This is a genomic window from Stenotrophomonas sp. P5_B8 (assembly GCF_054049855.1).
In genome coordinates, this window is record NZ_JBFULO010000119.1 from 1 (window position 1) to 10369 (window position 10369).

Here is a 10369-nt window from a genome sequence, read left to right on the forward strand (position 1 = left end):
ATCCTGTACCGCTACGTGGACCAGGAGCAGTCGCGCGAGGAGATCGTGGCGGCCGGGTACGCTGCCGACGTGGTGGACCGGGTGCTGCGCCTGGTGCGCACCAGCGAGTGGAAGCGCCACCAGGCCGCCCCGGGTCCGAAGGTGTCGCGGCGCGCGTTCGGGCGCGAGCGCCGGTATCCGATCAGCAACGGCTACAAGGGCTGACCGGCAAGACCGATAGGTGCAGGGGCGCAGTTGGGGGATATCCCCGTGCGGGCCGGTGCCCGCCCTGGCATCCGGGAGGCGCAAGGCACGGTAGAGCCGGCTGCTGGCCCGCTCCCATACCCTCTGCAGCACGCGGAGGAGCCGACCGGCGGTCGGCACTACCGTAAAGAAAAGGTGCTTCGCCTCTATGCGGGGCAGGCAGACGTGTGCTTTGACCCGTTCCAGGCGCGGTGGTCGGTGGGCCGGGCGCTGGACCCCCATGCCCTTTCCGGCGACGCCCCCGGCGTCGGCCTGCGGCCGCCCCGTCCTCTGTTGTTTCGCCTCCAAGGGCATGGGGGGCCAGCGCCCGACCCACCGACCACCGCCAAAACGCCTGGCTTCTATCTGATTACCGCAAGCCGAGCCCCTTAGCGGCCGGTAGGCCCCTGGGCAAAATCAAGGAGGAGGCCGTAGGCCGGGGGACATTTGCGCCAGGGGGCTACCGGCCGCTAAGGGGCCCTCACGCGCGCGACAGACCCAAGCGGAGAAGCCGCCAGATCGGGCTCGCCGCTCGCACTGCCCGTCCACACGAGTAGCCTCGCGCCCACGCTGCGAAGGCCCTTGCAACAAGGCGCCCCCCTCAGATGGGAGAAGAACCAAAGAAAAGGCCCCTTGCGGGGCCTTGTCTTACTTGCGGTTCATCGTCGCATTGCGCTGGCCGGTGCTGGCGGACTTCTCGCCGGCAAACGGATTCAGCTTGCGGATCATCCACGGATACTTCGGCCACTTGCCCTGCAGCCACGGATGCTCGGGCTGGTTCAGCTCCAGCACGCGGCGCGCGTCATCGGCCAGGGTCTTGTTGCCCAGGTGAGTGTAGGCCTCGCCCAAGGCGGCAACCGCGTCGTACTGGAAGGCGCTCTGGGGGTAGGTTTCCAGCAGGTAGTTGGCACGGCCGGCGGCCGACACCCAGGCCTGGCGGCGCAGGTAGTACAGGGCGTTGTCCAGCTCGTGCTGGGCGAACACGTCGCGCAGCTCGATCATGCGCTGGCGCGCATCGGCGGCGTAACGGCTGTTCGGGTAGCGGTCGACGACGATGTTGAAATCGGCGTAGGCCTGGCGCGGGGTGGACAGGTCGCGGCGGCTCGGGTCCAGCGACCACACCCGGCGCAGGAACACCGTGTTGCGGTTGCCGTTGGCCAGGCCACGCAGGTAGTACATGTAGGCGATGTTGCGGTGGGTCGGGTAGGTACGGATGAAGCGGTCCACGCTGGACACCGCGTCATCGTGCTTGCCGGCCTTGTACTGGGCGTAGGCGGTCTCGATCATCGCCTGCTCGGTGTACGGACCATACGGGTACTGGGCGATCAGGCGCCGGAAGCTGGTCTCGGCCCCGCTCCAGTTGCCGCCTTCCATCAGGCGGTGGCTTTTCTCGTAGATCTTCTCGACCGGCTGGCCTTCGTCCGGGTTATCGCCCTTGGTGCCGCGATGGCAGCCAGTGGCAACGAGGGCCAGGACCAGCAGCAGGGCGGCGGTGCGGACATGCGCGAACAGCGAAAAAGAGCGTCGGATCATGGGGTCAGGGCGGGACGCGGCTGGAATACGAGGGGTCGATGATAGCCTAGTGGCCTGTCCTGCGACTGAAAGTGGTCGCCCGGACCCCAAATTTGTCTCCCTGCGGTGCTTTCCCCATGTCCGATAACGCTTCTGAATCCGAATCCCCCCGCCAGGCCGTGGTGCCCGACACCGCCGCCGGGCGCCGTTTCGACGCCGTGCTGGCCGAGCTGTTCCCCGAATTCTCCCGGTCCAAGCTGACCGAGTGGATCAAGTCCGGCGACGTCCTGCTGGACGGCGAGCAGGTCCGCGGGCGCGACCCGGTGCGCGGCGGTGAGGTGGCCAGCCTGCATGTCGTGCTCGACACCCAGACCCACGCCGAGCCGGAGGACATCCCGCTGGAGGTGCTGTACGAGGACGAGCATGTGTTCGTCATCAACAAGCCGGTTGGCCTGGTGGTGCATCCCGGTGCCGGCAATCCCACCGGTACGCTGGTGAACGCGTTGCTGTTCCGCGACCCGTCGCTGTCGGTGCTGCCGCGCGCGGGCATCGTGCACCGGCTGGACAAGGACACCAGCGGCGTCATGGTGATCGCACGGACCATCCAGGCGCAGACCGCGCTGGTGGAACAGCTGTCGGCGCGCCAGGTGCACCGCCAGTACCTGGCCATCGTGGTGGGGGCGCTGGTCTCCGGTGGCACCGCCGATGCGGCGATCGACCGTCATCCGCGCGACCGCGTGCGCATGGCCGTGCGCGAAGACGGCAAGGATGCCATCACCCATTACCGCCTGCGCGAGCGCTTCCGTGCACACACCGCGCTGGAATGCCGCCTGGAAACCGGCCGCACCCACCAGATCCGCGTGCACATGGCGCACCTGCGGCACCCGATCATCGGCGACCAGCTGTACGGCGGCGCGCTGAAACTGCCCAAGGGCGCCAGCGATGAACTGGTCGCGCAGCTGCGCGGCTTCAAGCGCMAGGCGCTGCACGCCGAAACGCTGGAGTTCGTGCACCCGATCACCGGTGAGACGATCACCAACAGCGCGCCACCGCCGGCGGACATGCAGGCGCTGATGCAGGCGCTGCGCGAAGACAGCAAGCGCTTTGCCGAGCTGGAGCGCGGGCGCCGCTGATGCAGACACCGGTTCCGCTGCTGGCGGCCGACTGGCCGGCCCCGCCCGGGGTCACGGCCGTGACCACCCTGCGTTTTGGCGCAGGGGGATCACGGCCCCCGTTCGACCAGTTCAACATGGGCAACCGTTACGCCGCCGACGGCGACGACCCGGCGCAGGTGCAGCGCAACCGCGACCTGCTGCAGGCCGGGTTGGCACTGCCGTCGGCGCCGCATTGGCTGCGCCAGGTCCACAGCACCACCGTGCTGCGGTTCGATGCGCCTCCGACTGCGGTCGGCGTGGACGTGGAGCCGACCGCCGATGCGGCGGTGACCTCGGTGCCGGGCGTGGTGCTGGCCATCCTCACCGCCGACTGTCTGCCGGTAGTGTTTGCCGCCCGCGACGGGAGCGAGATCGGCGCGGCCCATGCCGGTTGGCGTGGTCTGGCCGACGGCATGCTGGAGGCGACGGTGGCTGCCCTGCATACCCCGGCCGCGCAGCTGCAGGCATGGTTGGGTCCGGCCGCCGGGCCGGCGCATTACGAGGTCGGCGAGGACGTGTTCGCCGCCTTTGTCGACCGCGACGCGGGGGCGCAGGAAGCCTTTGTCGCTACCCGAGCCGGGCACTGGAGGGTCGACCTGTTCGCGCTGGCGCGGCGACGCCTGCACCGCGTCGGGATCGACCCGGCGCACGTCAGTGGCGGTCAGCTGTGCAGCATCGCCGAGCCGCAGCGTTTTTATTCGCACCGTCGCGACCGGCATACCGGGCGCATGGCGACGCTGGCATGGATTGCACCCTGAGCGCATGAACGGCAACGACGCGCGCGCCGAGGGTGCGGTGATCGTGTTCGACGGCGTGTGCGCGTTATGCAGCCGCTGGGTGCGTTTCCTGCTGCGTTTCGACCGGCGCGGACGCTATCGCTTCGCCGCGATGCAGGGCGCGCACGGACGCGCCTTGCTGCTGCAGCACGGCCTGGATCCCGACGATCCGCTGTCGTTCCTGCTGCTGGCGCGGGGCAGGGCCTGGACCGATACCGATGCGATCCTGCAGGTGGTGGGCGGACTGGGCGGCGCGTGGCGGATCGTCACCGTGCTGCAGGTGCTGCCACGCGCATGGCGCGACGGTGCTTATCGCGTACTGGCACGCAACCGCTACCGCTGGTTCGGGCGGCATCACCGCTGCTACCTGCCGGCTCCGGAGCAGGCGGCGCGCTTCCTGGATTGATCCGGGGTTCACCGCGTTTGCCAGGCCAGCACGTCGGCACTGCCCACGACGGGATCGGGACTGAGCAGCGTGTAGCGGATGCGCCGGTTGCGCGCGCGGCCTTCGTCGCTGCGGTTGTCGGCCACCGGGTGCTGCTGCCCGTAACCGACGGGGACCAGCATCGCTGCAGGTACGCCGTGCGCCTGCAGCGTATGGGTCAGGGTGTCGGCACGTTGCTGGCTCAACCGCAGATCGGCCGCCGCGTCACCGGCGCTGTCGGTATGGGCGCCCACTTCGATCCGTGTGCCGGCGGGCGCGGTCGAGAGTGCGGCGGCCACGGCCTGCACGGTGTCGGCGCAATCGCCGGTCAGCGCCGTCGAGCCGGGATGGAACTTCAAGGTGGTCCGGTTGAGTGCATCGACCACCTGCGCAGCATCGGCCTGCGCCGGAAGGTGGGCCAGCGCGGCCAGCCCGGGCCCCCACAGACCGCTGGTATGCAGATCGGCGAAGTCGCGGCGCAACAGTCGTGACACGTCCAGCCGCCGGGTGGGATCCATGGAGGCGGTATCGAGCTGCAGCCGGTCGCCGTCGAAGACGAGCGACAGGCCATCGCCGGACAGGTGCGGCAGCCGGGTGGTCAGCCGGTCCAGCCAGCGCGGACGGCGCGTGCCCGGATCCAGCGCGATCTCGGCGCGCACGTTGGCCGTGCCGTGCAGTGCGACCAGGGCGTTCCAGACCTGGCGCCGCGCCGCCTCGGTGGGCAGGCGGCCCTGCACGTGGATGCGGTCCCCGTGTTGCTGCAGCGACAGCTGTGCATCGCGCTGCGCGCCGACCTGCGGCGCCACCCAATGCGCTGCGTGCATTTTCAAATGTACCCAGGCGGTGAGGCTGACGACGGCCACGCCTACCAGTAACCATAGCGATCCGCGCAGGGCCAGGCCGTGCATCGCATGCGAGGGCGCCGCGCCCGTGATGCGCCGACGCTGCAGATGCGGCCTGGTGGCGCCTGCCGTCACGCGTGCATGGCCCTCGGGCGGCGTCACCAGCCCGATCAGCTCCGGCAGCAGCTCACAGGCGAGCACCCGGAAGGTGCCCGGCGGGAAGCCAGCCCGACGCGCCATCGTGGCGAGCGCGTGGGTGCCGACGGCGTGTTCGAGTTCACTGGCAAGGATCGGGCGGGAGAGCTCGCGCGGGTTCTGCCAGGAGCGGAACTGCACGCCCAGCCCGGCCTGGTCGAACTGCTGCTCCAGCCCGTCCAGTCCCAGCGGGTGCGAGGCGATCCAGCCGACCAGGACGCCGACCACGCTGCGTGCGCGGTAGCCCAGGTCGAATCGTACGGCGGCATCTTCGATGAAACGGTCGAGCGCTGACATGCAGAAAAAATCCCCCGGAAAGAGCGTGCAGGTAGGCGTACACGAACCGGCCCATGCGATATGGATGGGCTCTTGGGGKCGTCACTTTGGTCAGCAACCGTCAATACGAAATGAAATTTCGTGGGAGGTTTCGTTTTCGAGGTCACCGGAGGTGGGGCAATCAATGCGATCTATCGCGGCGACGGCTTGCAGCAGCGGGCGTTGCGCCGTCCGGCGCGTTGATCGCGACACGCCAAGGCGTCTGTGCAGGGCGATGACACAATCGTTTCATCCGCAATCAATGTGGGTCGAAAGCGTCAGTGCCCGCGCGGCATCCGCAGCATCGCCGATGCCGCGCAACGGCCGCCGCGGGCAGCCCGGCAATCGCCCGCGTCAGCCCTCCAGGGCCTGCAGATAGGTCTGCCGCCAGTGGTTGATGTCGTGCGCGCGCAGGTGTTCCATCATCGCCTGCCAACGCTCCACGCGTTTGCGCAACGGCATGGTGGCGGCGGTGGCGATCGCATCGGCCACGCCATCCAGGTCGTGCGGATTGACCAGCAGCGCCTGTTTGAGTTCATCGGCCGCGCCCGCCAACAGCGACAGCACCAGCACACCGGGATTTTCCGGGTCCTGCGAGGCCACGTATTCCTTGGCCACCAGGTTCATGCCATCGCGCAGCGGCGTGACCAGGCCGACCGCGGCGGCGCGGTAGAAGCCGGTCAGGGTGGCATGGGTGAAGTTCTGGTTGACGTAACGCAGGGGCGTCCAGTCGGGCGCGGCGTGGCCGCCGTTGATGTGCCCGGCGATCTGTTCCAGCTGGCTGCGCAGCTGGCGGTACTCGGTGACATCGCCGCGCGAGACCGGCGCGATCTGCAGGTAGGTGAGGCTGCCATGCTGGTCCGGATGGCGTTCCAGGTAGCGCTCAAAGCCCAGGAAACGCTCGGGCAGGCCCTTGGAGTAATCCAGCCGGTCCACGCCGATCGCCAACTGGCGGTCGCGCAGGCTGTTGCGCAGGTCGCGCACGGCCGGCTTGTTGGCGCCGGCCTTGGCTTGCCGCGCGATGTGCTCGGTATCGATGCCAATCGGGAAGGCGGCGGCACGGAAGCGGCGACCGCCCGGGGCCTCCAGTTCGCCATCGGCCAGCACCCGACCGCCGCCGAACAGGCGCACGTAGGATTGGAAACGGTCGGCGTCGCGTTGGGTCTGGAAGCCGACCAGGTCATAGGCGTACAGGCTGGAAAACAGCCGCAGGTGGTCGGGCATGGCCTGCAGCAGGTCGGCCGAGGGCATCGGCACGTGCAGGAAGAAGCCGATCCGGCAGCCGATGCCGCGCTCGCGCAACAGCGAGGCCAGCGGTATCAGGTGGTAATCGTGGATCCACACGATGTCGTCCTCGCGCAGCAGCGGCGCGAGTTTTTCGGCGAACAGCGCGTTGACCCGGCGATAGGTTTCGCGGGTGGCACGGTCGTAGTCGACCAGGTCCAGGCGGAAGTGCAGCAGCGGCCACAGCGTGCGGTTGGCAAAGCCGTTGTAATAGCCATCCACGTCGCGCTTGTTGAGGTCCATGGTCACATAGCGGATGTCGCCTTCGACCTGCTCATGCACCGCACCGCTGTTGTCGCGCACCGATTTGCCACTCCAGCCGAACCAGACCCCGCCGCGCTCCTTGAGCGCGGCGAGCAGGCCGACTGCCAGCCCGCCGGCGCGGGTTTCCCCGGGCACCGCGACCCGGTTGGACACCACCACCAGCCGGCTCATGAGGCCTCCTGCCAGCTGCGCGACAGGCGCATGGCGGCGGTGATCAGGCCGACGTGCGAATAGGTCTGCGGGAAGTTGCCCCAGGCCTCGCCGCTGTCGAAGGCCAGGTCTTCGGAGAGCAGGCCCAGGTGATTGCGGCGCTCGAGCAGGGTTTCGAACATCTCGCGTGCTTCGTCCAGGCGGCCGATCGCCGCCAGCGCGTCGATATACCAGAAGGTGCAGATGGTGAAGCTGGTTTCCGGCTCGCCGAAGTCATCGGGCGCCACATACCGGTAGAGCGCGTTGCCATGCTTGAGGTCGCGGCCGATGGCTTCGACCGTGGCGACGAAGCGCGGGTCATTGGCCTCGATGAAGCCGATATCGGCCAGCAGCAGCAGGGACGCGTCCAGGCGGTGGCCGTCGAAGGTGTCGGTGAAGCGCCCCAGCTCCTCGCTCCACGCTTTTTCCAGGATGCGCGCGTGGATGATGTCGGCGCGCCCGCGCCAGTAATCGGCACGGTCGTCCAGCTTCAGGCGCACGGCGATCTTGCACAACCGGTCGCAGGCGGCCCAGCACATCGCGCTGGTATAGGTGTGCACTTCGGTGCGGCCGCGGAATTCCCACAGACCGGCGTCGGGCACGTCGTGCAGGGCGAAGGCCTGCTCGCCAAGTGGCTCCAGCCGCGCGAAAGTATGGGCATCGCCCGGGTCCTGCAGGCGCTGGTCGAAGAACAGCTGGGTGGACGCAAGCACCACGCTGCCGTAGACATCATGCTGGCGCTGCACCCAGGCCAGGTTGCCGCGACGCACCGGGCCCATGCCGCGGTAGCCGTCCAGCGAGGCCACTTCGGTTTCCTCCAGCTTCGCCTCGAAGCCGATGCCGTACAGCGGCTGCAGGCTGCCGTCGGCGGTGGCCAGGTTGAAGATGTAGCCCAGGAACTGCTCCATGGTGCGGGTGGCGCCGAGCCGGTTGAGCGTGCGCACCACGAAGGCGGCATCGCGCAGCCAGCAATAGCGGTAATCCCAGTTGCGGATGCTGCCGGGCGCTTCTGGGATGGAGGTGGTCATCGCAGCGATGATCGCGCCGCTGTCTTCGTACTGGCACAGCTTGAGGGTGATCGCACTGCGGATCACCGCGTCCTGCCATTCCAACGGGATGGACAGGTAACGCACCCACTCGCGCCAGTAGTCACGGGTACGTTGGAAGGACTCCTGCACGTAACCGCTGAGCGAGCGGTTCAGCGATTCGTCCACGCCGAGCACCAGGTTGACCGGGTGGTTGAGCACGAAGGGCAGGCCGTCGCGGACGAACCGCAGCGGCACGTCGGTGGTCAGGCGCAGCACGTGATCGGGCAGGACCCAGCGGATGTGGTTGCTGCCCCAGGTGGCATCGGGGACGCGCGCGCCCCAGTCGGCCAGCGGTCGCGCGCGCACGATGATGCGCGGGTTGCCGGCCAGCGGACGGACCTGGCGGATCAGGCTGACCGGCCGGTAGAAGCGATCGTTCTGGCGCCAGCGCGGGGCGAAATCAATGATTTCCAGCGCGCCGCCGTGCTTGTCGTGCAGCACGGTCCGCAGGATGGCCGTGTTGGTGAGGTAGCTCTGTTCGCTGCTGACCAGGTCTTCGAGTTCGATGGCGAAATCACCGCCTTCGTTTTGGTTGGGGCTGAGCAGGGCACAGAAGGTGGGGTCGCCATCGAAGGTGGGCAGGCAACTCCACACCACGCGTGCGTGTTGGTCGATCAATGCGCCGAAGCTGCCGTTGCCGACTACACCAAGATTAAGATCGGGTTGTGTCATGGGTACTGCATCTCGTTCGGGCCGTGCCACCGCAGCGGATGCAGCGGGGCGGCATCGGTGGGGTAAAGGGCCAGGGTCAGTACGCGTTTTCCCGCAGCCACGCATGCACGCTGCGGATGTCCGGCAGGGCGAAAACGGCGGCGCTGGGGCTGCGCGCGCCGACCAGTACGCTCCAGCCATGCTGGGCGTTGGCGGCGTCGAAGCCGAATTCATCGGTGAGGTCGTCGCCGAGGAACACCGGCAGGCGGCCTCGGAAGGGATATTCCTGCATCAGCTGTTGCAGGGCGCGGCCTTTGTCGCTGCCCTGCGGGACGAATTCGACGACGTGGTCGCCCGGTTGCAGGCGGTAGCCGGCGTGTCCGCGGATGTGGCGTTCGGCGAACGCGCGCACCTCGTCGGCGGCATGCGGGGCACCGCGCCAGTGCAGGGCCAGGCTGCGGCCCTTGTCTTCGACCAGCACACCGGGGTTGCCATGCGCGAAACGCATGGCCTGCTGGTGTACGGCGTGCAGCCATTCGCTGGTATCGGCGCTGTTGGCCTGGCTGTCGATGTGGCCATCGGCGCGACGCAGTTCATGACCGTGCAGTCCAGCGGCGGGGAGGTGAAGGGGCGCGAAGAGGTCGTCGAGCTGGTTGAGCGGGCGGCCGCTGATGAGGGCGACGGCGCCTTCGAGGCGATCGCTGATGCGGCCGATGGCTTCGCGGACTTCGGGCAGCAGCGTGACCGCTTCGGGGTCGCGCTCGAATTCGATGAGGGTGCCATCCACGTCGAGGAACAACGCACAGGCATCGTCCAGCAGTGGCGGCGACGGACGCGGGGGGAGGTCGTTGGCCATGCGTGCCAACATGCCATTCACGGTGTGATTGTTAGGTCATGGGCGTGCGTTGCGTGCCATGTTCACGTGCGGGAAGGGCAATGCCCAGCCTTCTCTAATATGGGGTGTGCCGAGGGAAGAGCAGCCGACCATGGGTCGGCTCTACCGTACCCCCTCACCAGTAGAGCCGACCGTTGGTCGGCTGCACCAATGATCAGAACGTATACCGCACCCGACGGTAGGGCCGGGTGCGTGCGCCGACAGAAGAGCAGCCGACCATGGGTCGGCTCTGCCGTACCCCCTCACCAGTAGAGCCGACCGTTGGTCGGCTGCACCAATGATCAGAACGTGTACCGCACACGCCCGGTAGAGCCGGGCCATGCCCGGCTGCACCAATGATCAGAACGTGTACCGCACCCGCCCGTAGTAATACGCACCATTGCTACCAATCGGCGACAACACGTCATACGGCAGGTTGCCGTAATAGTAGATATCGTCGTTGGACAGATCCGAATAATTGTCGGTCAGGTTCTGCCCGCCAAGGGCCACGCTCCACTGCGGGGTGATCTTGAACTCCACTTCCGCATCCAGCTGCCATTCCGCCCCATACGTCTGGCG

At 67.9% G+C, this 10369-nt stretch carries 9 protein-coding genes and 1 pseudogene; 4 read left to right on the forward strand and 6 right to left on the reverse strand.

Features of this window, described 5'->3' with window-relative positions; genetic code table 11:
* A pseudogene (locus tag ACXJKH_RS08870) lies at nucleotides 1–204 on the forward strand (NAD+ synthase); the annotation flags it as partial.
* Between the two features lie 666 nt (nucleotides 205–870).
* On the opposite strand, the gene ACXJKH_RS08875 reads toward ACXJKH_RS08870, so the two are convergent.
* Entirely contained in the window at nucleotides 871–1755 is an 885-nt protein-coding gene (locus ACXJKH_RS08875) for an outer membrane protein assembly factor BamD (protein ID WP_256775509.1), read from the reverse strand.
* Between the two features lie 116 nt (nucleotides 1756–1871).
* Here ACXJKH_RS08875 and rluD point away from each other — a divergent pair, with 116 nt between their 5' ends.
* The 3 genes from rluD to ACXJKH_RS08890 are packed head-to-tail and all read left to right on the forward strand — an operon-like array spanning nucleotide 1872 to nucleotide 4070.
* Nucleotides 1872–2867 carry a 23S rRNA pseudouridine(1911/1915/1917) synthase RluD gene (gene rluD / locus ACXJKH_RS08880; protein WP_457319150.1) on the forward strand — a complete coding sequence of 332 codons (996 nt, stop codon included), beginning with the start codon at nucleotides 1872–1874 and terminating at the stop codon, nucleotides 2865–2867.
* A complete protein-coding gene (gene pgeF / locus ACXJKH_RS08885; RefSeq protein WP_457319151.1) occupies nucleotides 2867–3646 on the forward strand; it encodes a peptidoglycan editing factor PgeF in 780 nt (259 codons plus the stop codon). The genes rluD and pgeF overlap by 1 nt, the downstream gene beginning before the upstream one ends.
* Before the next feature lie 4 nt (nucleotides 3647–3650).
* On the forward strand, nucleotides 3651–4070 hold the full coding sequence (locus ACXJKH_RS08890; RefSeq protein WP_457319152.1) for a thiol-disulfide oxidoreductase DCC family protein: 420 nt from the start codon (nucleotides 3651–3653) through the stop codon (nucleotides 4068–4070).
* A gap of 8 nt (nucleotides 4071–4078) precedes the next feature.
* On the opposite strand, the gene ACXJKH_RS08895 is transcribed toward ACXJKH_RS08890, so the two are convergent.
* The 5 genes from ACXJKH_RS08895 to ACXJKH_RS08915 form a co-directional block, all read right to left on the reverse strand.
* Nucleotides 4079–5422 (reverse strand): OmpA family protein, encoded by a 1344-nt coding sequence (locus tag ACXJKH_RS08895; RefSeq protein WP_457319153.1) that lies wholly within the window; start codon nucleotides 5420–5422, stop codon nucleotides 4079–4081.
* A gap of 372 nt (nucleotides 5423–5794) precedes the next feature.
* Complete coding sequence (gene otsA / locus ACXJKH_RS08900) at nucleotides 5795–7159, reverse strand: alpha,alpha-trehalose-phosphate synthase (UDP-forming) (protein WP_256775504.1); 1365 nt, start codon at nucleotides 7157–7159, stop codon at nucleotides 5795–5797.
* Complete coding sequence (locus ACXJKH_RS08905) at nucleotides 7156–8937, reverse strand: glycoside hydrolase family 15 protein (RefSeq protein ID WP_457319154.1); 1782 nt, start codon at nucleotides 8935–8937, stop codon at nucleotides 7156–7158. The genes otsA and ACXJKH_RS08905 overlap by 4 nt, the downstream gene beginning before the upstream one ends.
* A 76-nt stretch (nucleotides 8938–9013) precedes the next feature.
* On the reverse strand, nucleotides 9014–9772 hold the full coding sequence (gene otsB, locus ACXJKH_RS08910) for a trehalose-phosphatase (protein WP_256775502.1): 759 nt from the start codon (nucleotides 9770–9772) through the stop codon (nucleotides 9014–9016).
* 378 nt (nucleotides 9773–10150) lie between these two features.
* The coding region (locus ACXJKH_RS08915) for a hypothetical protein (RefSeq protein ID WP_457319155.1) at nucleotides 10151–10369 on the reverse strand (219 nt) is incomplete at its 5' end.

What these genes read in the sequence shown, in the direction of transcription:
- ACXJKH_RS08875 (WP_256775509.1), bottom strand. Translation starts at nt 1,755, where the DNA reads ATGATCCGACGCTCTTTTTCGCTGTTCGCGCATGTCCGCACCGCCGCC.
- pgeF (WP_457319151.1), top strand. Translation starts at nt 2,867, where the DNA reads ATGCAGACACCGGTTCCGCTGCTGGCGGCCGACTGGCCGGCCCCGCCC.
- ACXJKH_RS08890 (WP_457319152.1), top strand. Translation starts at nt 3,651, where the DNA reads ATGAACGGCAACGACGCGCGCGCCGAGGGTGCGGTGATCGTGTTCGAC.
- ACXJKH_RS08895 (WP_457319153.1), bottom strand. Translation starts at nt 5,422, where the DNA reads ATGTCAGCGCTCGACCGTTTCATCGAAGATGCCGCCGTACGATTCGAC.
- otsA (WP_256775504.1), bottom strand. Translation starts at nt 7,159, where the DNA reads ATGAGCCGGCTGGTGGTGGTGTCCAACCGGGTCGCGGTGCCCGGGGAA.
- ACXJKH_RS08905 (WP_457319154.1), bottom strand. Translation starts at nt 8,937, where the DNA reads ATGACACAACCCGATCTTAATCTTGGTGTAGTCGGCAACGGCAGCTTC.
- otsB (WP_256775502.1), bottom strand. Translation starts at nt 9,772, where the DNA reads ATGGCCAACGACCTCCCCCCGCGTCCGTCGCCGCCACTGCTGGACGAT.